Origin of the sequence: Phyllobacterium lublinensis, from assembly GCF_020164435.1 — a bacterium.
In the GTDB taxonomy this organism is placed as follows: Bacteria; Pseudomonadota; Alphaproteobacteria; order Rhizobiales; family Rhizobiaceae; genus Phyllobacterium; species Phyllobacterium lublinensis.
Genome location: NZ_JAIUDQ010000002.1, coordinates 278,500 through 300,553, shown reverse-complemented (window position 1 = coordinate 300,553; position 22,054 = coordinate 278,500). Strand labels below are relative to the sequence as shown.

The window sequence follows — 22,054 nt, the reverse complement described above, 5'->3', positions numbered from 1 at the left end:
CAAATGTTCAATGTTAACGCCAATGGCGCAAAGATCCCCGCAATAGGCTTCGGTACTTTCCGGATGCCGGGTGCAGATGTGCTCCGCATGGTCCCTGCAGTCTTGAAACTCGGCTATCGCCACGTCGATACGGCGCAGATCTATGGCAACGAGGCCGAAGTTGGCGAGGCGATCGCGAGCTCGGACGTTGCTCGCGCCGATATTTTCCTCACCACCAAGATTTGGGTCGACAAATATCGGCACGATGCCTTCATCCAATCCGTCGACGAGAGCCTGAAGAAGCTGAACACGGACTATGTCGACCTCCTTCTGCTTCACTGGCCGAAAAGTGACGTGCCACTGGCCGAACGCATCGGCGCACTGAACGAGGTTCGTGATGCCGGCAAGGTCCGCCATATCGGCGTTAGCAATTTCAACACGGTGCTCATGGCGGAATCGGCTGCACTGAGCGAGGCACCGATCGTAACCAATCAGGTCGAATATCATCCCTACCTGGACCAGACTCCTGTGCTCGATGCGGCGCGCAAGGCTGGCATGAGCATCACTGCCTACTATGCCATGGCCGACGGCAAGGTAATTGGCGACCCAGCCATCAAGGAGATCGCAGCGGCCCATGGCAAAAGCGAGGCACAGGTGGTGCTCCGCTGGCTCGTACAACAGGACGGCGTTGTTGCCCTTTCGAAAACGGTCAGTGAGGAACGTGCGAAAGGCAACTTCGAGATCTTCGATTTCGAACTGTCATCAGATGAGATGAAGGCACTTCACGCGCTAGCAAGACCTGGCGGCCGCATCGTCAATCCGGGTCAACTCGCACCAGCTTGGGACTAGGCCCCTTCAGTATCGGAATTCGTCAAGGTCAGCATGAGATTCTTCATGCTGACCTAATTGGCATTTACTGTACAGGTTCAGAATGTGGAGCATACTGGCGCCCGTCTGCCCCGGCATGAACCGGTCAAAAGCGCGAGGCAACGCGCGGCAGATAGGTGTTCACCAGGCTGACGACCTGGGCATCACGCGTTTTCGCAGTGTTGCCCCCCATGACGACGGCGACCAGCTGGCGGCCATTGTAACTGACAGATGTTACGATGTTGAAGCCGGAAGCGCGCACATAACCCGTCTTGATGCCGTCGGCGCCATTAACCTGGCTCAGCACCCGGTTGTGGCCGCGGATCAACCTTCCATTGAAGGCAAAATCCTGGGTGGCGAAATAGTAGTAATGCTGCGGGTAATGCCTCCTCAGGGCGAGACCAAGGAGTGCCATGTCGCGCGCCGTTGTCACCTGCTGCGGGTCAGGCAAGCCCGAAGCATTGTGGAACGTCGTCCCCCTCATGCCGAGACGACGCGCCTTTGCAGTCATTTGCGCAGCAAACTGTTCTTCGGTTCCGCCTAGATATTCACCTAGCGCCGCCGCGACATCATTGGCGGATTTTACCACGATCGCCTTGATCGCCGTATCGACGTCGATGGTCTGGCCCGGCCTGACGCCGAGCTTGCTCGGTGCCTGCGATGCGGCGTGGGCCGACATCGGAATACGCGTCGATTTGGTAATACGCCCGGACTCCAGTGCCTCGAACGTCAGGTACAGCGTCATCATCTTGGTCAGCGATGCCGGAATGCGCGGCAGGTCGGCGCTGGACTGATAGAGCACGACGCCCGTGCTGCCGTCGACGACGATGGACGCGGACTTCTCCGAAACCGGAGCAGATACCGTAACCGGATCGAGTGTCGCAGCAGTCGTACAACCGCTCGCCACGCCTACGATCAACCCCATCAATGCCATTACTTTCGGAAGTGAATACAACGACATATATACTCGCGGCACGTTTATTTTCCGGATATCTGAGCATGCGAAAGAATAGAATATCTAGCGCAGGATGGTTAAAAATTCAGTTTTACCCGCGCTTGTTAGCCGATTTGGACCGCCACGCCAAGCGAGTGTTTCTACAACAAATTGTCGCTGCCTGTCCTCTCGCCAAAAAGATGTAGGGAAAGAACCCTACGCAGTCAGCACCACCTTAACGCTGCGCGACCGGTCGAGTGCTGTCCTGAACGCCTCCGGTGCTTCCGAAAGCTTGTATTTGCCTGTCACCAGCCGCAGCACATCGATCTTCCCCTCCACGATCAATTCGACAGCCTCGAAGAATTCTTCGCCAAAGCGGAAGGTGCCAACAAGGTCGAGTTCCTTCGCCATCACCGCGTTTGCGGGCACAGGGATCGTCCCGCCAGCAAGGTTGCCGACCTGCACCACCGTGCCGCCCCGCCGTACCGTTCGGATGGCCGAGGCAAGGCCTGCCGCAGTTCCGGATATTTCAAAGGCAATGTCGAAAGGCGTTACCGCCGCCAATTGGGTCAGTTGATCCTCGCCCTGTGACAGATCAACGATCTGGTCAGCGCCAAGCTCTTCAGCAAATTTCAGAGGAGCTGCTGCAACGTCGACCATGGTGACCGAACCCGCATCGGCATGTTTGAGCGCAAGCATGGTGAGAAGGCCGATGGGACCTGCGCCGAAGACAATGGTCGAGAAGCCCTTGACGTGACCGGCGCGGCGGACGGCATGCAGGCAGACAGCCAGTGGCTCGGCCAGTGCTGCGGCCTCGAATGGCAGGTCCGCCGGCACCCGGACGCACTGTGCTGCCGTTGCATCGAAAACGCTGGCGAAGCCACCTTGCATATGCGGCGTCTTCGAGGCGGAGCCCATGAAGTAGATGTTCTCACAGAGATTGGCGCGTCCCTCATGGCAGTAGACGCACCGTTCGCACCAGCGCGAAGGATTGACAGCGACCCGCTCGCCCACCGCCAATCCGCTGACGTTGCTGCCGGTTTCGATGATTTCGCCGGCAACCTCGTGACCAAGTATCAGCGGCGAAGTCACGACGAAATCACCGGTCCTGGCATGGCGGAAGTAGTGCATGTCCGAACCGCAGATGCCGCCCGCGCCAAACCTGACCCGCACCATGTTCGGTTCGAGTTCGCCAAGTTCCACATCCACGACCCGAAGATCCTCCGCGCCGAAGAGAGTTGCCGCAATGCCCGTATTACTCATTTGATCAGACCCAGTTGTGTTGGCAGCCAGAGGGTGATCGCCGGGATGAATGTGATTGCGATCAAGGCGATAAAGAGCGGGACCAGCCACGGCAGGATCGCCATGGTTGTGCGCTCGACGGAAAGCTTGGCCACCCGCGACAGCACGAACAATACCATGCCTAGCGGCGGATGAAGAAGGCCGATCATCAGGTTCAGCGTCATGATCAGGCCAAAATGGACCGGATCGATGCCGAATTTCAACACAAGCGGCAAGAGAATCGGAACCAGGATAGTGATGGCGGCAATCGTATCGAGGAAACAGCCGACGAACAGCATCAGTAGATTGACGAGAATGAGGAATACCCACTTGTTCTCGGTGATCGAAAGAATGGCCGTCGACAACAGCTGCGCCGCCTGGCTCACCGTCAGCAGCCAGGCAAAGACCGAGGCGGCCGTCACGATGAACAGGACGGATGCGGTGGTTTCGATCGTGTCGAAACTCGCCTTGGCAAGGCTGGACAGCGTCATCGTGCGGTATCGGACGAGACCAAGAAACAGTGACCAGAGCACGGCGGCAACCGCAGCTTCCGTTGGGGTGAACCAGCCCATCGTCATGCCGCCGATCAGGATGACGGGGGTCATCAATGCCATGACGGCCGAGAAGTCGAAGTACCAGTCGAGCCCAATCAGGATAACGAGAGCGATCCCGACAGAGGCGTTGATGGAAAGGCCGGTCAACGTCAACAGATAGATCAGCAGCGGAACCGCGAGGACGACGACGATTTCAAGCGAGGCTTCCAGGAGCTGCTTTATCTCAAACGGTGCGTCGGAGCCCCATCTTTTGATAAAGGCGAAAATTGCAACAGTAACCATCATCAGGACTGTCATGACGACGCCTGGCACAATTCCGGCCATGAAAAGGGCGCCGATGGAGACATTGGCCATCATGCCGTAAATAACGAAGGGCAGCGACGGCGGGAAGATCGGGCCAAGCGTTGCGGACGCCGCCGTCACGCCGACAGCAGCTTCGACCGGATAGCCATGATCCTTCATCGCCTTGATTTCGATCGTGCCGATGCCCGCCGCGTCGGCAAGCGCCGTCCCGGACATGCCGGAGAAGATGACCGAACCGATGATGTTGACCTGCGCCAGTCCGCCCTTCATCCAGCCGACAAGCGCAACAGCGAAGGAATAGATGCGGCCTGTGACGCCCGCCGAGTTCATCAGGTTGCCTGCGAGAATGAAGAAGGGTACCGCGAGCAACGGAAAGCTTTCAACGCCGGCAATCATTCGCTGCGCGACGATGATATCGGGAGCCACGCCGAAGAAAACGAGATAGAGGACCGAAGCGACGGCCATTGAGATGGCGACCGGCACGCCGATGAGCATGAGAACCAGGAATGTTCCGACAAGCAATAACATTGATCAATCCTCGATCTTCTGGAATTCTTCGGGACGTTCCAGAACGGAATAGCCGCGGCGAATATTGCTGATGAAAACCTGAATGGAGCGGAACAGCATCAGGACGAAGGCGAGAAGGACGCCGTAGAAAACAATGTTGCGCGGCAGGTCCACAGTGACCATCCGCTCATCGGCGACAATTTCCACGTACCGCCACATCAACCAGACGGCGTAGATAAAGAAACCGATACGCACGAGATCGACAAAGACCGACAGGACGCGTGCCACGGGGGCCGGGACATAGTGGTAGAGCACGTCCACTTGAATATGGCGGGAAACACGCACGCACATCACCGACCCAAGAAACACGACGCCGATCAAGCAATTGATGGCAATCTCCTCGGTCCAGGCGTAGCTGTCGTTCATGACGTAGCGCGTGAAGAACTGCAGGAAGACACAGCCGGTCATCAGCCAGAAGATGATGAGCGTCAGCCAATCCTCAATGGCATAATCGGCAATATTGGCAACCGGCGCTGCATCCTCGAACGAGTGTGCGAGTTCCTCGGCGGTAATCTGTGTGTGCACTTCATTTGACATGGGGTGTCTCCGGTCATCGGCCTCGGGTGACCGGGCGAGCACAGGCCCGCCCGGCCAGCATTCGTTATTCCTTGATGGCGCGAATGGCTTCCCAATCGGACTTCTCGTAGCCGAAATCCTCGAACTTCACCTTTTCCATGACGTTCTTCTCGAAATCGGCTTTGTCGATTTCAGTCACGTTCAGGCCCTTTTCCTTGAAGCCGGTAACAAGTGCCGTTTCCTTGCCCTCAATGATTTTCGTGGTCCGTTCAGCGGCTTCCTGCATCACATCCCCGAAGATTTTCTTGTCTTCGTCGGAAAGGCTCGACCAAAGCTGCTTGGAAACCACCGTATTGAGGTGATCGACGATGTGGCCGGTCAGGATGATGTTCTTCTGCACCTCGAAGAATTTTTTGGCTTCGATGGTGGTCAGCGGATTCTCCTGCGCCTCGACGGTACCGTTCTGCAGCGCCAGATAGACTTCGGCGAAGGCAATCGGTGTGGTGTTGGCACCGCAGGCTCGCGGCATGGCGAGATAGGCCGGAACGTCCGGTACTCGAATCTTCAGGCCTTCCATGTCCGAACATTTGGCGATCGGCTTGTTCGAAGTAGTTTGGCGTGTGCCATAATAGCTGACGGCAGCAATGTGATTGCCGGTCTTTTCCTCATATCCAGCTGCGAGCCGCTTGAACACGTCGCTCTTCGTATAGGCGATGAGGTGACCAGGCCCACGAAAAATATAGGGGAAGTATGTAACGCCGATCGGCTTGAAATCACGTGCCGCAAAGCTCGACCCGGAGATGATGATGTCCACAGTGCCGAGCTTCAGGCCCTGATTGATGTCGGCTTCCTTGCCGAGCTGCGAGGCAGGGAAAACGTCGATCTTGTAGCGGCCATTGGTCCGCTTGTTGATCTCTTCGGCTGCCCATACGGATTCGGTGTGGAACGGCTCCGATGTTTCATACACATGTGCCCATTTCAGCGCAGTTTGTGCCTGCGCCGCCGCGGCCGATAATGCAAGCGCGGCAACCGCACCCAGAATTGCTGTCAGTTTGATCTTCACTGTGTTTCTCCTCCCAGATTGAAATCAGACCTTTTTTCCGTCCTGACCGCCCCTCAAAGGACGACCCTTCTCGCTTTCCAGGTCTTCATCGAAGCTCCTGGAAAATCTCGATTGCGATTGCTGCAGGTGATACCGCATGGCTTCCTTGGCGCGAGCCGCATCACCCGAGGCGATCGCGTCGCGAATGGCGCGGTGCTCTTCGAATGCCTCACGCCATGAGGCGGCGCTCTCGAAATAGCTCGCGAGCTTTTCGAAATAGGGCGACATGCGCTGATCGAAAAGTTCCCCGACAAAACGGTTGAGCGCGGAATTCTCGATGATACCGGCGATCGTGGTATGGAACGTCCTGTCGAGCGCGATCGACGTTCGCGGACTGTTGAATGTCTGGGCCATCTTTGTCAGCACCGCGTCCATGGCATCGATATGGGCCGGCGTTATAACCTTCGCGGCCTCTTCTGCAATGGCGCATTCGATCAGCGACCGGGCGCGCAGAAGTTCGAACGGCCCCTCCAGATCGTCGGACTGCGTCAGCGATTGCTTCTCGCGCTGTTGGCCCGTGACATAGATGCCTGAACCCATACGGATATGCACAAGGCCTTCCACTTCCAGGGCGATCAGAGCTTCACGAACGGTTGGACGGGAAACACCCAGCTCCTCTGCAAGCTCGCGTTCACCCGGCAGCCGTTCGCCCACGGCGAATTTGCCGTCCTCGATCAACGTGCGGATCTGGTCTGCCACCTGCCGGTAGAGCCGGCGTGGCTGAATTGCTGCGAACATTGATCCTCCCCGCACGAGTCTCCCTCCTCGCGCTAGACTGGTAAACTGGCCTTACCAATATGTAACTGATACATTGATATATATGATAGAGTCAACCCGGCCATTTTTCCCCATCATGACCATCGCCATACTGATTGTAACGGTCTGTATTGGAAAGTGATTGCCGCTGCCCGCTCCGAACAAGCTATGAGAAGCCGACATCCGCCTCTTCAATCCGGTGACCAATGCTGTTTGAATTTCGATTGTTCCGCGCTTTCGCCTGCGTGAGCCTGGCTTTCTCCCTTGGCGCCTGCACGACAACCGACCCGAAATTGCCCACGGCGGCCTCCGCTCCTGTTCCCGAGCCCGCACCGCGCATCGCCGCCGCCACGCAAGGCCGGGTAACGGCAAATTCGTCGGACAAATCCGTGGATGGACTGATTTCCAAGTATTCCGTCGCCTATGCCGTCCCGGAATCGCTGGTTCGCCGCGTGGTGAAACGTGAGAGCAGGTTCAATCCTGAAGCGCGCAACGGTCCGTACTGGGGCCTGATGCAGCTATTGCCTGCAACGGCGCGTGGACTGGGACATGATGGCAGCGCCAAGGATTTGCTCGACGCCGAGACCAATCTCAAATATGGCGTCAAGTATCTGGCTGGCGCCTACAAGGTGGCCGACAACAATCCGGACCAGGCGGTCCGGCTTTACTCGCGCGGCTACTATTACCAGGCCAAGCGTAAGGGAATGCTGGATGTCCTCGAGCCGGACGCAACACCTGTCGATCCTGCTCCCGTTGCTTTCGCTGCCGCGCCCTCCATGGCAGCGGCGGGACCCGCTGCCGCGACGACAGCGGTTGCAGCACCAACCCAGCTCGCCTTCGCTGACGAGCGCGTCATCCTTCCCTCCGTCGTTCCGCTGCCTTCCGAGCGGCAGGACATCATGACGTTTGCGGCACCGGCCACCACTGGTGGAAATGGTGGACGGGTCCGCGCCCAAGCCCCACTCTGAGATTCCCGGCCGCAGCCATTGCTGCCGTAAGGTAATCCTTCGCATCCGCAACCGCTTCGGTCGGATCCTTCCCTTTGGCAAGCCCGGCGCAGATGGCTGCTGCAAGCGTGCAACCGGTGCCATGATCGTGGCGTGTCACGATACGCCTGGTCGGGAACCGGCGCATGGTCTCTCCGTCCAACAGGATGTCCGTGCTCATGTCGCCCCCCGCATGACCGCCCTTGATCAGTACCGCGGACGGCCCGAGGTCAAGCAACTCCTCCCCTTGTCGGACCATCTGTGCTTCATCAGTCGCTACGGACCGCCCGGTCAGCAGGGCGGCCTCCGAAAGGTTTGGCGTCAGTATGATTGCGCGCGGCAACAGCCTTTGCCGCAGCGCATCGATCGCTTCGGGATCCAGCAGCCGGTCGCCGGAGGTCGCCACCATGACGGGATCAAGAACCACTCTGCGGCGCCAATGCCGCATTGCGGCTGCAATGGCATCGATGGTCTCGACAGTCGAGACCATGCCGATCTTGATCGCCTTCACATCGATATCCGACAGGACCGCATCAATCTGTGCTCGCACAATTCTGGGTGTGAGGTTTTCGATGGCTGTCACACCGCGTGTATTTTGCGCTGTGATGGCTGTCACCACACTCGTTCCATAGACGCCAAGCGCGGAGAACGTCTTCAGATCGGCCTGGATTCCCGCGCCGCCCCCGCTGTCGGAGCCGGCAATTGTCAACGCGATCGCTGTCATGTCCGCTCCTTCAGTGACTGGTCAACCGCCGCGCGCAGGGCAGCGGCCGCGCCCCTGGGATCTGCCTGGCGGAAGATTGCCGAAATGACCGCAACGCCATCCGCTCCGGCGGCAATTGCATGGGGCGTCCGCTCAAGGTCGATTCCGGCTATCGCCCCGATTGGCAGGTGAGGCTTGACCACCCGGATGATCGGCGCCAGCCGGCCAAACCCGTCAAAACCAATGGGACCATCGGGATTGGGTTTGCACAGCGTCTCGAACAGGCCGCCAATACAGGCATAGTCGATTTCGCCCTCGATGGCATCGCGGGCATCGGCCTCATTCTTGACGGTCAGGCCGATGATGGCATTGGGGCCGAGCAGTGAACGGGCATCGTTGACGCGCATGTCCTCGCGACCGATATGCGCGCCCTCTACCTCGGCCGCCATCGCCACGTCGATGCGGTCATTGACGACGAGCGGGACTCCCGTTCCCTGCAAGGCGGCGTGGATCTGTCGCGCGCGCTCGACCATGGTCCGCGTCGGCGATTTCTTGTCGCGATACTGGATGATGGTGGCACCGCCGCGCGCAGCGGCAAGGGCGAGTTCGCCCAGGTCCTTGTCGGTGCCGATCGCATCGACATCGACGATGGCATTCAGTCGGAAATCTACTTTTGGTTGCACAGTGTGGTCTCCATCACGTCAAGGTTGGAGATCCGGATATGTGCGAAGAAGAGGTAGAGTGCGTGAAGGATGCTCAATTCCCGTTCCTACGCCGGCATGACCCGGATCAGGTTCAAGGGTCCAGCTCGACGCTATCTCAGCACTGTACAGTGCCCCCCTCGGAATGAAGTCATGATGGAGCGGCGCAACAGCAAAGTCAATTGCGCCGCCGGGGTGTCAGAGCCCTCAATGTGTCAGACGGACGTTCTCGCCATCGACCGATTTGCAGGCGGATTTGATCTGGTAGAAAAAGTCCTGCTGCGCAAAGCCGCCGCCATCCTCCCAGGCATGATCGTGCCATTTTTCATCGCAGTTCAGCAGATCTTCCAGCGGCGGTGTCGAACCGAGTTTCAGCTGGACGCCATCGACGAACAAATGATTGACCGTAGCCGGATCGTTGGTCTTCAGCGTCGAATCATACTTCTTGTACTTGCTGTCAGTTGAATCCTTGCACGTAAACACCGAGTTCGAACTTGGCGTTGAGTTGTACCGCCCGTAGCTGCACCCGTCCTTCTTCACTTCCATCTTAATGTAGAGCTTCGAGTACTCCCCAAGCACGATTTTGCCGCTCGTCGGGTCCATCGTCTTCACGCCCGTCCCGCGGCCGTTGCCGCCGGTTTTACTCTGGGCTTCGTAGGTCACTGTGCCAACGACCTGTTCGGCAGTCTGTCCGGGCCGGACGACGATAATCGAGATTTTCTTCGCCCAGTATCCATACATGTCGCCGATGTTGATTTCCGCGCTGGACGGTTTCAGCGGAGCCAGCGCCTGTGCGTTCACTCCAATCTTCATTGTATCCTGATCAAGGATATGCATGAACATTGTCTTGGTCTCGCCGCCAAGGGTGACAGTCACACGCTGGTTCGACGTGCTAAAATTGACCGTAACGGCATCATATTTTGTGCCGAGATTGGCCTTGAGATAGGCTCGCGCCCGCGTTTCTGCGGCCTGCTGGTTCGCGCCAGTAAATACCGACGCACCGGCCAGTGCTGCCGCGTCAGCTGCATCTTGCAGCCTGCCGCGTTCGTTGGTGGCGACCCCGTAATCGACGGCGAGTCCCGTCATGCCCAGTAGCGGCACCAGCATCAATCCGAATGTAATCGCGGTTGCGCCGCGGCGGTCTTTTAGGAAATCTCGAAAAAGCTTCATGGCCCACTCCAGTCGTTGAGCGAAACCATTGAATCCATGTCGTAAATGTCGGCTTAGTAAATTCGTTCAGATTTTCACGATCGGACGTCTGAGGTAGGTTTTCCGCAATGTCATTTCCGAAATGGTAAAGATCAGGTGAAGAATTGAACTTCAGGCCAGCGTCAGATTTTCAGCCCCCAGCCGGCACCTCCGGCCGTACAAACCCTTGGCTGGCGATGAGCAGGTTACGCGTATAATCCTGGCTCACTTTGCGCTTGGTGAGCTCGGCAGCCGTCAGGCGCTCTACCTCCGCTCCGTTCTGCATCACCATCAACCGGTCGCACATATGGGTTATGACAGCCAGATCGTGACTGACCATGAGAAACGTCAGCTTGCGGTCGCGGCGAATCTGCTCGAGCAAATTCAGCACCTCCGCCTGTACCGAGGCATCAAGGGCCGAGGTCGGCTCGTCCAGGAGCACGATCGATGGCTCGAGTATCAGCGCGCGGGCGATGGCGACGCGTTGGCGCTGACCGCCGGAGAGCTGATGCGAGTAGCGGAAACGGAAGCTTGATCCGAGCCCCACCTCATCGAGCGCACGCAGGATGCGCTTCTCGATATCGCCAAAACCATGAACGGCCAACGGCTCCAGAAGCAACCGGTCTACTGTCTGGCGCGGATGCAGGGAGCCGTACGGATCCTGGAAGACCATCTGCACTTCCCGATAGAATGCTTTGGTCCTTTTCGAACCAAGCGTCTTGCCATTGACGGTGATCGTACCGCCGCTCACTGGCGCAAGCCCCGCCACGGCGCGCAGAAGCGTTGATTTCCCGGAACCGGACTCGCCAACAAGTCCGAAAGACTCGCCAGGCGCAACGTCGATGCTGACGGCCCGCAACGCACGAAAGCGGTTGAACACCACCTCAAGATTTTCAGTTGTCAACGCATGCGTCATGCCGCCCACTCCGGCTTGCGGTCAAGGACCGGCAGCGGGTGCCGGTCATTGTCGATCTGAGGCATGCAGTTCAGCAGTCCTCTTGTATAGGGATGCTTTGCCATATGCAGATCCCGGGCAGCGATCTCTTCGACGATGCGGCCCGCATACATGACGATGACCCTGTCGCAGAATGACGACACCAGCCGCAGGTCGTGGGAAATGAAGATCAGGCCCATGCCCCGGTCCCGTACCAGATTATCGAGTATCCGCAGGACATCGAGCTGGACAGTGACATCAAGTGCCGAGGTCGGCTCATCGGCGATCAGCAGTTCGGGTCCGGTGATCAGCATCATTGCGATCATGGCGCGCTGGCCCATTCCGCCGGAAACCTCGTGCGGATGCAGGTCGTACACCCGCTCTGGATCGCGGATCTGCACGGCGGTAAGCATGTCGAGCGCTCGTCTGCGTGCCTCGGCCTTGCTGACTTTTTCGTGCGTCCGCAGTGTTTCGACGATTTGCCTGCCGATGCTCATGACCGGGTTGAGCGAGTATTTGGGATCCTGCAGGATCATGGCGATGCGATTGCCGCGCAGGGCCCGCCTTTCCTTGACCGAAGCCGTGAGCAAATCGATCCCGTCAAAGTTCAGTGTCTTGGCCGTGATCCTGGCATGGGGCGGGGTCAGCCCCATGATCGCGCGACCGGTCTGCGATTTGCCGGAGCCTGATTCCCCGACAATGCCGAGCCGCTCGCGGCCTAGTGTGAACGATACACCGCGTACCGCGTCAACGACACCGGTGCGCGTCGGAAACTGGACTCGCAGGTCTTCTACATCAAGCATCGTGCTCATTGGTTGTTGCCCCGCGGATCGAGGGCGTCGCGCAGGCCGTCACCAAGGAGATTGAACCCGAGGCTGACGATCAGGATGGCGAAACCGGGTGCAGCAGCCACCCACCACTGGTCCATGATGAAGCGGCGTCCCGAAGCGATCATTGCACCCCATTCGGGCAGTGGCGGTTGTGCACCGAGGCCGAGGAAACCCAGCCCTGCCGCGGTCAGGATAATCCCCGCCATGTCGAGCGTTACCCGCACGATCAATGATGACAGGCACAGTGGCATGATATGGCGCAGCACGATGCGCGTGGGAGAGGCGCCCATCAGGCGTACCGCAGCAATGTAATCCGAATTGCGCACCGTCAGGGTTTCGGCACGGGCAATGCGCGCATAGGGCGGCCATGAGGTGATCGCGATGGCTATGACTGCATTCTCAATTCCGGGCCCGAGCGCCGCGACGAAGGCGAGCGCCAGAATAAGCTTGGGAAACGCAAGGAAGATGTCGGTAATGCGCATGAGAACCGAATCGACCCAGCCACCGGCATAGCCGGAGATCGTACCGACAAGCAGTCCGATCGGCGCAGCAATAATGGCGACGAGGATGACGACATAAAGCGTCAGGCGCGAGCCGTAGATCAGACGCGACAGGATATCACGGCCCTGATCGTCGGTTCCAAGCAGGTATTCGCTGCTCGGCGGCAAGAGGCGCGCATTGCGAAGGTCACCGGCCACCGGGGAATGTGGCGCAAGCACGCCGGCAAAGATTGCCACAAGCAGAAGCGCGATGATGATGCAGAGACCGACGACCGCAAGGCGGTTGCTTGCAAAACGGCTCCACACCAGATAGGCGCGGCCGAGCCTCGCCTGCATGCGTGATTGCGGCCGGTCGCTCATCAGCCATTCGCGGCGTGAAACGGGGCGTTCTTTTGAAATGGCTTCTGTCATCGTGGGCGAGTCCGTGGGTCGAGTGCCCTGTACAAAACATCGGACAGGAGATTGATGGCGACGAACACCGTACCGATGATGATGGTCCCTCCCAGCACCGCATTCATGTCTGCATTCTGCAACGAATTGGTGATGTAGAGCCCAAGTCCAGGCCAGGAGAACACGGTTTCCGTAAGCACCGAGCCTTCGAGCAATCCGGCATAGGAAAGCGCGATGACCGTGACAAGCGGCACTGCTGCATTGCGCAGCGCATGCCCCCAGATGATACGGGTTTCCGATAGACCCTTCGCCCGGGCAGCAACGATGTATTCCTGTTCGAGCTCATTGAGCATGAAAGAGCGTGTCATGCGGCTGATATAGGCAAGCGAGAAATAGCCCAGCAGCGATGCCGGCAGGATGATGAAACTGAATATGTTGCGAAACGCCTCCCAGTTGCCCTGCAAAATTGCATCAAGGAGATAAAAGCCGGTAATCGGGGTAAACGTGTATTCGTAGACCACGTCGATCCGTCCTGGACCGGAAGTCCAGCCCAGCTTGGCATAGAAGACGAGGAGAGCCAGCAGGCCCAGCCAAAAGATCGGCACCGAGTAACCGACGAGCCCAATTATTCGCACAATCTGGTCAATGATGCTGCCACGCTTCACCGCGGCCAGCACGCCGAGCGGCACGCCGAACAAAGCCCCTAGCAGCGTACCAAACGTGGCCAGTTCCATGGTTGCCGGAAATACCCGTCTGATATCCGTCATGACGGGGTTGGTGGTCAGTACCGAATTGCCGAAATTGCCTTGCAATGCGTCTTTTATATAGATCAGGAACTGCTGGTAGATCGGCAAGTTGAGGCCATACTCCTCCCGCACACGCTCCACGACATGAGCGGGCGCGCGGTCGCCGACAATGGCGAGGGCCGGATCAATCGGAATGACCCTCCCAATGAAGAACGTGACCGCAAGCAGTCCGAGGAATGTCACGGCTCCGATCAGGATGAACCTGCCGGTGGCCCAAAGAAAGCTGGAAGCCCAGGCGCCGGAACGCCTGGACTCCAACTGTTGTTCGGTACTGCTCATACTATCAGCCTTGGGCAAAGGTCCCGCTTACTTCGACACGGTGAAAACGTAATTCGTGTCGAACGAAGGTCCAAGCTTGAAGCCCTTCAGATTCGAGCGCAGGCCAGCCACTTCCGTCTGCTGGAAGATCAACACGAACGGGCTGCTTTCCAGCACCTTCTTCTGCAGGTCCTGATACATCTGGGCGCGCTTGGCGCCATCGCGCTCGAGCAGGGCTGCCTTGGTTTCCTTGGTCAGATCCGGCACATCCCATGCGTTGCGCCAGGCCAATGTCTTGTTGGTGCCGGCATCGGAATTGTCGGGATTGGACGTGAAGGTTTCAGCATTGGAATTCGGATCCCAATAATCGACGCCCCACTGGCCAATATAGGAATCATGTGTACGCGCCCGGTATTTGGTTAGCGTCTGCTTACCATCGCCAGGGATGATTTCCATCTTCACGCCAGCCTGCGCCATGGTCTGCTGCACGGATTCAGCGATGCCGGTAACAGGCTGGTTGTTGCGAACATCCATCGTGAAGGAGAAGCCGTCCTTGAGCCCGGCCTTTTCGAGTAGTCCCTTCGCCTTCTCGACATCGAGCTTGTAGGGGTTCTCATCGAGTTCGCCGAGAATGCCCTTTGGCAGGAACGTCTGGTGGATCTCGCCAATGCCCTTGATCAGCTTTTCGCCGATCGCGTCATAGTCGACCAGATACTTCAGCGCTTCGCGCACTTCCGGTTTGGCCAGGTTCGGGTTTTTCTGGTTGAGGCTGAAATAGTAGATCGTGCCTTTCGCGGCGCTCGTCGTCGTGATGTCCTGGTTCTTCACAACCTGTTCGAGGTCGTTTGGCTCAAGGTTACGGGCAACATCGATATCGCCCTTCTCAAGCAGGAGCCGCTGGGCCGCGCTTTCCTTGACATGGCGATAGATGACCCGGTTGAGCGGGGCCTTCGTGCCATAATAATTGTCGTTGCGCTCGAGGACGATGATCTCGTTGGCGCGCCAGTCGCGGATCTTCATGGGGCCGGAACCGGCATAGCCGGTCTTCATCCACGCATTGCCATAGTCGTCGCCAACCACATGCTCGGAAATCAGTTTTTTGTCGACGACCGAGGCGACTGTCGCAGTCAGGCAGTTCAAGACGAAGCTCGGCGCATAGGGCTGGTCTACCGTGAAGACGAAGGTCGAGGCATCGGCCGCCTTGGCTTTCTCGGTGACATTGTCCGCCTTCAGGCCGAACTGGGTGAGTATGAAGGCCGGGCTCTTGTCGAGCTTGATGGCGCGCTCGAACGAATAGGCGACATCTTCCGCGGTGATCGGGTTTCCGGAAGCGAATTTCAGATCCGGCTTCAGCTTGAACGTATAGGTCAGGCCATCATCGGAAACGGTCCAGCTCTCGGCGATATCAGCCACGATCTTCGAAGGATCGTTGATATCAAGCCGTACGAGCTTGTCGTAGGTATTGCCGTTGATTTCGCCCATGGTGAGCTCGAATGCCTCGGCAGGATCGAGCGTAATGACATCGTCGATCGCAAAGGCTTCGACGAGCGTATCAGCCGGCGTTTCCGCCCAAGCCGGCAAACCGGCAAGCAGGATCGCGGAAAGTGCCGCGCCGCCAAGAAGGAGCCGGAATTTCGCATTGATATGGTTCATCGTTCTGTTCCCTGTTTTAGAGCAATTTTAGTTTTCTTCGTGCCAGGCCGAGCGCAACACGCGCAGCCAGTTCTCGCGGCAGATTTTTGCCAGATCATCCCCCAGGTACCCGGCATCCCGCAATGCAGCGACCAGATTCTGGTTGCCGCTGGCATCGCCGATCTCACCGGGAATTTTTGCACCGTCGAAGTCGGAGCCTAGCGCAACGCAGTCGATGCCCATGCGGTTCACCATATAGTCTATATGGCGAATCATGTCCGACAATGGCGTTTCGGCATTCTCGCGCGCATCGGGGCGGAGCATGGCGACCGCATAATTGAGCCCGACCAGGCCCTTGCGCTCGCGTATGGCATCGAGCTGCCTGTCCGTCAGGTTGCGGGCAACCGGCGTCAGTGCGTGGACATTGGAGTGGCTGGCGACAAGCGGCTGTTCGCTGATGCGGGCGACGTCCCAGAAGCCCTTCTCCGTAATGTGTGCAAGGTCGATGAGGATGCCGAGGCGATTACAGGCCGCCACAAGTTCCTCGCCTTCCCGCGTCAGTCCGGGACCGGTATCCGGATCCATTGGATAGGCAAAGGGAACGCCATGCGCGAAAATATTGTTGCGGCTCCAGACCGGACCGAGCGACCGCAGCCCGGCCGCATAGAAGACGTCGAGCGCGGCCAGATCCGCGCCAATGGCCTCACAGCCTTCCATGTGAAGGACGGCAGCAAAAACGCCGCGGTCCATGCATTCGGCGATCTCGGCGGTGGACCGGCAGAGCTTCCAGCCTCCGGCCCGCTGCAGTCTCAGCGCGATGGAGGCCATCTCAAGCGCGATATCCAGGGATGGCGCGCGTTCCAGCGGCGCCGCGAGCGGCGTGGAATAATGCCCGTTGGCGTCGGGTGCCTTGAATGCAAGATCGCCGGAGGGAACGTAAATGGCGCACAATCCACCAATCAGGCCGCCTTTATGTGCCCTGATCTTGTCGATGTGACCGCTGCTGGTGCCTTCGATGAATTCGGTGACCGGGTCGGCGCCGTCTCTTGAATGTTTCCACAACCGGTAAAGCACATCGTTGTGACCATCGAAGACAGGCTGCATTTCAATTCCCAATCATATTGACTCAAAAAAGGCAGGCGCAGTTGCCGGGTTGTCGCTCGCACTTTTGCAACAAAAGACCACGACGCCAGCGAACAGGCAAGAGAGTTGCTGTACAAAAGTATAAAAAGCCACGGCGATGATTGATTAGGCTTAAACGCGCCTTGGATCGCCATGAGGTTGATTGGGCGGAGCACTAGTCAACGGACGGATAGGCGCGTTTCTGCGCTCCCTTTTATGTATCTCGTGCAAGTTGTGGCGGCTGCTTGAAGCACCCGCCTCCAGGTAGCACCTGCTCAGAAAGGTGCCGCCTAATCAGACGTCCAGATTGGCGACGCTGAGCGCATTGTCCTGAATGAATTCGCGGCGCGGTTCCACATCATCGCCCATCAGCCTGGAGAACAGGCTGTCGGCGTCCGTAGCATCGTTCACCTTCACCTGCAGTAGCGAACGTGCATTGGGATCAAGTGTGGTTTCCCATAGCTGGTCGGCGTTCATCTCACCCAGACCCTTGTAGCGCTGCAGCGAAAGCCCCTTGCGCCCGGCGGCGAATACAGCTTCCAGCAACGCAATCGGCCCAGCCACTGAATCCGACTTCTCCTTGCGGCGCAGCACTGGCGGCTTGGCGTAAATATCGTGCAGACGGGCGGAATAGCGATCGAGCTGACGTGCATCGGCGGAACCTAGCAGCGCCATGTCAAGGGTGACCGTTTCCTTGACGCCGCGCAGTGACCGCTCGAAGACATAGCCGTCTACGCCGTCCTCTGGCGTTGCCAGCCGACCGGTCCAGCCCTTTTCGGTTTCCTCCGCAATGATATCGAGGCGACCGGCGACTTCGGTCACCAGCGCCTGCGCCCGAGGCGTATCGGAAATGGCTTCCGGGTTGAGCGCGCCGGCAATCGTGGCCTGCTCGACAACGGCACGATCATAGCGTGTATTGAGCCCTTGCAAGAGATGGCGTACAGCGAGCGCGTCATTGATGACAGAGCGCAAATCGACACCGGCGCGGACTTCGCCCGTGCCCAGTTCCAGCGATGCTTCCTCAAGTCCCGAATCGATCAGGAACTCCTCGAAAGCGGTCTCGTTCTTGATATATTGCGAGGACTTGCCGCGCGACACCTTATAGAGCGGCGGCTGCGCAATATAGACATGCCCGCGTTCGATCAGTTCCGGCATCTGGCGGAAGAAGAACGTCAGCAGCAGCGTTCGAATATGTGCACCATCGACGTCGGCGTCGGTCATGATGATGATCTTGTGGTAGCGCAGCTTGTCCGGATTGAATTCGTCCTTGCCGATACTCGTACCGAGCGCGAGGATCAGCGTGCCGATCTGGTCGGAGGAGAGCATGCGGTCCAGTTTGACGCGTTCGACATTGAGGATCTTGCCGCGCAGCGGCAGGATCGCCTGGTTCTGACGCGAGCGTCCGCCCTTGGCTGAACCGCCCGCGCTGTCACCCTCGACGATGAAAATTTCTGATTTCGCCGGATCGCGCTCCTGGCAGTCGGCAAGTTTGCCGGGCAGTGAGCTGATGCTCAGCGAATTCTTGCGGGTGATGTCGCGTGCCTTGCGCGCAGCCTCGCGCGCGGATGCCGCCTGGATCACCTTTTCGACCAGCACCTTGCTTTCTGCAGGGTGCTCTTCGAGCCAGTTGGAGAGAGCTTCATTGACCAGGCTTTCAACCACAGGGCGCACTTCGGATGAAACGAGCTTGTCCTTGGTCTGCGAGGAGAATTTCGGGTCTGGAACTTTCACTGAAAGCACCGCGGTCAAGCCCTCGCGGCAATCGTCGCCCGTCAGGGTGACCTTCGATTTCTTGGTTTGGCCGGAGGCATCGGCATAGCCAGTCATCTGGCGGGTCAGCGCACCGCGGAAGCCGGCAAGATGCGTGCCGCCATCCCGCTGGGGAATGTTGTTGGTGAAGCACAGGACATTCTCGTGGTAGCTGTCGTTCCACCACATGGCGACTTCCACCGTGGTATCGTCCTTCTCACCGCGAATATAGATCGGCTCGCCAATCAGTTCCTTCTTGGCACGGTCTAGATAGCGCACATAGGCCGTCAGACCGCCCTCGTAGAACAGTTCGAGCTCAACCGGATCGGCATGCCTGCGATCGGCGAGCAGGATGCGCACGCCGGAATTGAGGAATGCCAGTTCGCGCAGGCGGTGTTCGAGCGTCTTGAAGTCGAATTCGACCATGGAGAACGTGTCGGTCGAGGGCAGGAACGACACTTCCGTTCCTGTTTCCTCGCCGGCATCACCCGTGATTATGAGCGGCGCATCGGCAACACCGTGCGTGAAGCTCATTTCATGGATCTTGCCCTGGCGGCGGATCTTCAGTTTCAACCAGACAGAGAGTGCATTGACGACCGAAACGCCCACGCCGTGCAGACCGCCGGAGACCTTGTAGGAGTTCTGGTCGAACTTACCGCCGGCATGCAGCTGCGTCATGATGACTTCCGCCGCCGAAACACCTTCCGAATGCATATCGGTGGGAATCCCGCGGCCATTGTCCGTCACGGTACAGGAACCGTCGGGGTTCAACGTGACTGTCACGCGCGTCGCATGCCCTGCAAGCGCCTCGTCGATGGCATTGTCCACGACTTCGTAGACCATATGGTGCAGACCGGATCCATCATCCGTATCGCCGATATACATGCCAGGGCGTTTGCGAACAGCATCCAGCCCCTTGAGGACCTTGATGGATTCCGCGCCGTATTCCAGCGAGGTTTCGACTGTCATCTCGGGTGTTTCACTCATGTAAATTCAATCTTTTCTAGGCGACCGGAACCGGTGCGTCTTTCCTAATAGCATACCCAGCGCGAATCATGCCCGGTTTCTGCATGAGATATAGTGATTTATGCGGGTTTTTCCAATTCGTACCCCGTGGCTGTCCACGGATGATGGCGATATTGCACCGGCACTATGGATAATCTGTGACCTTGGCGGCTTTCATGCGGGCCGGGATGTAGGACGTCCGCGTTGAGCGCTCCTAAATCGGGCACGGCCCTTAACAATATGCAGAACCTATTGGATGATCTGGATGTCCCTGGTCTCGGGGTGTGCCGTACCGGCCGGCCTCCCAATTGGCGATTGAGCGTCGAGGTAAGCCTCGAATTCGCCAAAGGTCAGGGTGCCGTCACGATCATCATCCATCGCATCGAACCGACCGACGAAGTAACCCACGCCCGCTCTTTCGGCAGATGCCACCGTTACCCGCCTTGTTGCCGGGTCAATTGCCCTGTCATACATCGCGCGAATACGGGCGTCGACAGCTGAACCGACCTTTTCCCGGGTAAGGGGAACCGCGCCTTGTTTCGAGCGTGTGGATGGAGGAACAAGAGCGCGCAATGACAGCCCCTGCAACTGCCGCTCAGACTTGAACCGTGCCATGGATTCCGCAGCAATCGCTGGCACCGCATGCCATTGCCCAAGAAGCAGCAGCGCTGTCATTCCCGCGGTCAAACGAACTTTCATGGCTGTACCCTTTCAGAAAGAGGCGAACGCATGGCGGTAAACACCATAGCGGGCAGTGGCTGATCATAAAATATTTTGAGATCGTTCAGCACGAGACCATAGAGGGGAAGTTTTTCTTTTGGGCCACTTTCAGGACCAATACCGTGTCCGGCCTCATATAGCTTGACCGGTACTTTCGCCGGTTCCGGCAATGCGTCAAGGACAAGTTTGGACTGATAGAAGGGCGTGTTCAGATCATAATAGCCGTGCTGGACCAGAACCTTCAAATCAGGTTTGAGGGTAAAGCTCTGGGAGAGATCGGGAACGCTTGATACCAATCTTGAGGGATCGACCGGATCATCGGGATGATGCGACCAGAAATCCCATTTGTCGATGATTTCGCCATTACTCGCCATATAATTCAAATCGGAATTGTACCCGATAAATTCCTCCTGATAGAGTTTGGCAAGCGGATCAAAATCCGATCTTCTGTCCATCGCGAAATCGGTATCGTCAAGTGCGATGGTCGCGCGCCCGTCGCCGAGCAACAGCTTTCTCACCCTGCCCCGATCATCTTTGCCTGCATCGAAAGCCTTTATAAATTCAATACTGTCCATATTCGGATCGGCGATCCACGGGTTGTTGGCGGCACTGTCTCCAGGCTCATAAAGCTTGCCGATGCCGGTCAGGCGATACAGTCGATCCAGGAAGGGCTGTGCCGCAGATTGCTTGAGGAAGGCTCGCCATTCTGAATTATCGGGGGCCATGCGACGGTCGACACCACTGAATGTCGAAACGTAAAGTTGGTTATATGTCGAGATGAACGGCGCAATGTCGTCCACAATTGTATCGGCAGACTTGCCGGGGCGTTCGATGGACCTTCCCCAGTCGGCCGCAACTGCCGCATACGTCGGAAGCGAACCGCCACAGGATGCATCACTGACTGTGCAATCCGCTTCATAGTCGAGTATGGGCGAGTTCAGGATCAGACCGGTAAGGACATTCTTTGAATCCTTCCTTTCAGTATATTGTGTGGTGCCGCCCTCAAGCAGCATCCGTCCGATAATGGGAACCCGAATACCACCGTACGAAACGCCGTAAAGATATTTGGGCGAATCCTGGCGTTGATTGGCGTTGATATAACGAATGATGAAATCGGTGAGCACGCTTGCGTCCTCATCGACACTCCAGAAATCAATGTTTCGATTGGGAAAGATCGCCTTGGAATATCCGGTTCCGACTGGATCCACGAAGACGAGATCCGTTTTGTCGAGCAAGGTATTGGGGTTATCTTTCAGCGCGAAGCTTGGGGCATCCCAGTCGTAGCGCTTCGGTCCAAGGAAACCAACGTCCATCACAGCCGAAGCGCCGCCAGGCCCGCCGTTGAAAATGAAAGTTACCGGCCGTGTGCCCTTGGGCTGGTTCGCAAGCGTATAGGCCGTATAGAAAATGGCAGCCTGCCCGAACCTGCTTGCTAAGGCGTGGCTGGAACTTTTCGCCTTGATATGTCCTGCCGCTACCGTGAACTGCAGCGCACTGCCATTCAGATAGATCGTCTGCAATTTGCTCCTCGGCGTTTCATCAAATTCGCGAGCGTAAAACCTGCCCTCAGGTCCATAGTCGGGATCGCTGGAGAGCGGTGTACGGGTACTGCTGTCAGCGTAGGGTATTTGTAGCTGGGGTTTGTCAATTGCCGGTTGAAACGTCCCGCTA

The 22,054-nt window shown here is 57.9% G+C and carries 20 protein-coding genes and 1 riboswitch; of the genes, 2 read left to right on the top strand and 18 right to left on the bottom strand.

What is annotated here, in order from left to right:
• Nucleotides 1-3: 3 nt before the first annotated feature.
• Complete coding sequence (locus K9U38_RS04395) at nt 4-828, top strand: aldo/keto reductase (RefSeq protein WP_224493125.1); 825 nt, start codon at nt 4-6, stop codon at nt 826-828.
• A 124-nt stretch (nt 829-952) separates the two neighbouring features.
• Here the strand turns inward: K9U38_RS04395 and K9U38_RS04390 are convergent, their stop codons facing one another.
• The 6 genes from K9U38_RS04390 to K9U38_RS04365 form a co-directional block, all read right to left on the bottom strand.
• Nucleotides 953-1,807, bottom strand: coding sequence for a D-alanyl-D-alanine carboxypeptidase family protein (locus tag K9U38_RS04390; protein ID WP_224493124.1), 855 nt, complete (start codon nt 1,805-1,807; stop codon nt 953-955).
• 189 nt (nt 1,808-1,996) lie between these two features.
• Complete coding sequence (locus tag K9U38_RS04385; protein WP_224493123.1) at nt 1,997-3,043, bottom strand: L-idonate 5-dehydrogenase; 1,047 nt, start codon at nt 3,041-3,043, stop codon at nt 1,997-1,999.
• Nucleotides 3,040-4,446: a TRAP transporter large permease gene (locus K9U38_RS04380; protein ID WP_224493122.1), complete on the bottom strand. Its 1,407-nt coding sequence runs from the start codon at nt 4,444-4,446 to the stop codon at nt 3,040-3,042. Before K9U38_RS04380 ends, K9U38_RS04385 begins: the two co-directional genes overlap by 4 nt.
• A gap of 3 nt (nt 4,447-4,449) precedes the next feature.
• Entirely contained in the window at nt 4,450-5,022 is a 573-nt protein-coding gene (locus K9U38_RS04375) for a TRAP transporter small permease (protein WP_224493121.1), read from the bottom strand.
• Between the two features lie 64 nt (nt 5,023-5,086).
• Nucleotides 5,087-6,064 (bottom strand): sialic acid TRAP transporter substrate-binding protein SiaP, encoded by a 978-nt coding sequence (locus K9U38_RS04370; RefSeq protein WP_224493120.1) that lies wholly within the window; start codon nt 6,062-6,064, stop codon nt 5,087-5,089.
• 24 nt (nt 6,065-6,088) lie between these two features.
• The gene (locus tag K9U38_RS04365) at nt 6,089-6,841 is read right to left on the bottom strand and encodes a FadR/GntR family transcriptional regulator (RefSeq protein WP_224493119.1); all 753 of its coding nucleotides are present in this window, start codon (nt 6,839-6,841) and stop codon (nt 6,089-6,091) included.
• A gap of 224 nt (nt 6,842-7,065) precedes the next feature.
• Here K9U38_RS04365 and K9U38_RS22110 point away from each other — a divergent pair, with 224 nt between their 5' ends.
• Nucleotides 7,066-7,827, top strand: a complete 762-nt coding sequence (locus K9U38_RS22110) for a transglycosylase SLT domain-containing protein (RefSeq protein WP_370631815.1) — start codon at nt 7,066-7,068, stop codon at nt 7,825-7,827.
• Here the strand turns inward: K9U38_RS22110 and thiD are convergent.
• From thiD to K9U38_RS04300, 12 genes are all read right to left on the bottom strand, one after another.
• Complete coding sequence (gene thiD, locus K9U38_RS04355; protein ID WP_224493118.1) at nt 7,757-8,569, bottom strand: bifunctional hydroxymethylpyrimidine kinase/phosphomethylpyrimidine kinase; 813 nt, start codon at nt 8,567-8,569, stop codon at nt 7,757-7,759. The two genes, K9U38_RS22110 and thiD, sit on opposite strands and share 71 nt — an antisense overlap.
• Complete coding sequence (gene thiE, locus K9U38_RS04350; protein ID WP_224493117.1) at nt 8,566-9,231, bottom strand: thiamine phosphate synthase; 666 nt, start codon at nt 9,229-9,231, stop codon at nt 8,566-8,568. Before thiE ends, thiD begins: the two co-directional genes overlap by 4 nt.
• 66 nt (nt 9,232-9,297) lie before the next feature.
• Nucleotides 9,298-9,400: riboswitch (TPP riboswitch) on the bottom strand.
• Nucleotides 9,401-9,456: 56 nt separating this feature from the next.
• Nucleotides 9,457-10,419 (bottom strand): TadE/TadG family type IV pilus assembly protein, encoded by a 963-nt coding sequence (locus tag K9U38_RS04345; protein WP_224493116.1) that lies wholly within the window; start codon nt 10,417-10,419, stop codon nt 9,457-9,459.
• 169 nt (nt 10,420-10,588) lie between these two features.
• On the bottom strand, nt 10,589-11,353 hold the full coding sequence (locus K9U38_RS04340; RefSeq protein WP_224493115.1) for an ABC transporter ATP-binding protein: 765 nt from the start codon (nt 11,351-11,353) through the stop codon (nt 10,589-10,591).
• The gene (locus tag K9U38_RS04335; protein WP_224493114.1) at nt 11,350-12,183 is read right to left on the bottom strand and encodes an ABC transporter ATP-binding protein; all 834 of its coding nucleotides are present in this window, start codon (nt 12,181-12,183) and stop codon (nt 11,350-11,352) included. The genes K9U38_RS04340 and K9U38_RS04335 overlap by 4 nt, the downstream gene beginning before the upstream one ends.
• Nucleotides 12,180-13,112, bottom strand: coding sequence for a nickel transporter permease (gene nikC / locus K9U38_RS04330; RefSeq protein ID WP_224493113.1), 933 nt, complete (start codon nt 13,110-13,112; stop codon nt 12,180-12,182). Before nikC ends, K9U38_RS04335 begins: the two co-directional genes overlap by 4 nt.
• Nucleotides 13,109-14,176: an ABC transporter permease gene (locus K9U38_RS04325; RefSeq protein WP_224493112.1), complete on the bottom strand. Its 1,068-nt coding sequence runs from the start codon at nt 14,174-14,176 to the stop codon at nt 13,109-13,111. The genes nikC and K9U38_RS04325 overlap by 4 nt, the downstream gene beginning before the upstream one ends.
• A gap of 27 nt (nt 14,177-14,203) precedes the next feature.
• Nucleotides 14,204-15,808 (bottom strand): ABC transporter substrate-binding protein, encoded by a 1,605-nt coding sequence (locus tag K9U38_RS04320; RefSeq protein WP_224493111.1) that lies wholly within the window; start codon nt 15,806-15,808, stop codon nt 14,204-14,206.
• 27 nt (nt 15,809-15,835) lie between these two features.
• Nucleotides 15,836-16,891: a dipeptidase gene (locus K9U38_RS04315; RefSeq protein ID WP_224493110.1), complete on the bottom strand. Its 1,056-nt coding sequence runs from the start codon at nt 16,889-16,891 to the stop codon at nt 15,836-15,838.
• A 312-nt stretch (nt 16,892-17,203) separates the two neighbouring features.
• Complete coding sequence (gyrB, locus tag K9U38_RS04310; protein ID WP_224493109.1) at nt 17,204-19,645, bottom strand: DNA topoisomerase (ATP-hydrolyzing) subunit B; 2,442 nt, start codon at nt 19,643-19,645, stop codon at nt 17,204-17,206.
• Between the two features lie 267 nt (nt 19,646-19,912).
• Complete coding sequence (locus K9U38_RS04305) at nt 19,913-20,362, bottom strand: hypothetical protein (protein WP_224493108.1); 450 nt, start codon at nt 20,360-20,362, stop codon at nt 19,913-19,915.
• Complete coding sequence (locus K9U38_RS04300; protein ID WP_224493107.1) at nt 20,359-21,903, bottom strand: S10 family serine carboxypeptidase-like protein; 1,545 nt, start codon at nt 21,901-21,903, stop codon at nt 20,359-20,361. The genes K9U38_RS04305 and K9U38_RS04300 overlap by 4 nt, the downstream gene beginning before the upstream one ends.
• Nucleotides 21,904-22,054 lie beyond the last annotated feature (151 nt).

Bases quoted from the DNA above. Each gene is read 5' to 3' on its own strand.
- K9U38_RS22110 (WP_370631815.1), top strand. From the start codon at position 7,066: ATGCTGTTTGAATTTCGATTGTTCCGCGCTTTCGCCTGCGTGAGCCTG.
- thiD (WP_224493118.1), bottom strand. From the start codon at position 8,569: ATGACAGCGATCGCGTTGACAATTGCCGGCTCCGACAGCGGGGGCGGC.
- K9U38_RS04340 (WP_224493115.1), bottom strand. From the start codon at position 11,353: ATGACGCATGCGTTGACAACTGAAAATCTTGAGGTGGTGTTCAACCGC.
- K9U38_RS04320 (WP_224493111.1), bottom strand. From the start codon at position 15,808: ATGAACCATATCAATGCGAAATTCCGGCTCCTTCTTGGCGGCGCGGCA.
- K9U38_RS04335 (WP_224493114.1), bottom strand. From the start codon at position 12,183: ATGAGCACGATGCTTGATGTAGAAGACCTGCGAGTCCAGTTTCCGACG.
- K9U38_RS04315 (WP_224493110.1), bottom strand. From the start codon at position 16,891: ATGCAGCCTGTCTTCGATGGTCACAACGATGTGCTTTACCGGTTGTGG.
- K9U38_RS04365 (WP_224493119.1), bottom strand. From the start codon at position 6,841: ATGTTCGCAGCAATTCAGCCACGCCGGCTCTACCGGCAGGTGGCAGAC.
- K9U38_RS04345 (WP_224493116.1), bottom strand. From the start codon at position 10,419: ATGAAGCTTTTTCGAGATTTCCTAAAAGACCGCCGCGGCGCAACCGCG.
- K9U38_RS04325 (WP_224493112.1), bottom strand. From the start codon at position 14,176: ATGAGCAGTACCGAACAACAGTTGGAGTCCAGGCGTTCCGGCGCCTGG.
- gyrB (WP_224493109.1), bottom strand. From the start codon at position 19,645: ATGAGTGAAACACCCGAGATGACAGTCGAAACCTCGCTGGAATACGGC.
- K9U38_RS04385 (WP_224493123.1), bottom strand. From the start codon at position 3,043: ATGAGTAATACGGGCATTGCGGCAACTCTCTTCGGCGCGGAGGATCTT.
- K9U38_RS04395 (WP_224493125.1), top strand. From the start codon at position 4: ATGTTCAATGTTAACGCCAATGGCGCAAAGATCCCCGCAATAGGCTTC.
- nikC (WP_224493113.1), bottom strand. From the start codon at position 13,112: ATGACAGAAGCCATTTCAAAAGAACGCCCCGTTTCACGCCGCGAATGG.
- K9U38_RS04375 (WP_224493121.1), bottom strand. From the start codon at position 5,022: ATGTCAAATGAAGTGCACACACAGATTACCGCCGAGGAACTCGCACAC.
- K9U38_RS04390 (WP_224493124.1), bottom strand. From the start codon at position 1,807: ATGTCGTTGTATTCACTTCCGAAAGTAATGGCATTGATGGGGTTGATC.
- K9U38_RS04305 (WP_224493108.1), bottom strand. From the start codon at position 20,362: ATGAAAGTTCGTTTGACCGCGGGAATGACAGCGCTGCTGCTTCTTGGG.
- K9U38_RS04380 (WP_224493122.1), bottom strand. From the start codon at position 4,446: ATGTTATTGCTTGTCGGAACATTCCTGGTTCTCATGCTCATCGGCGTG.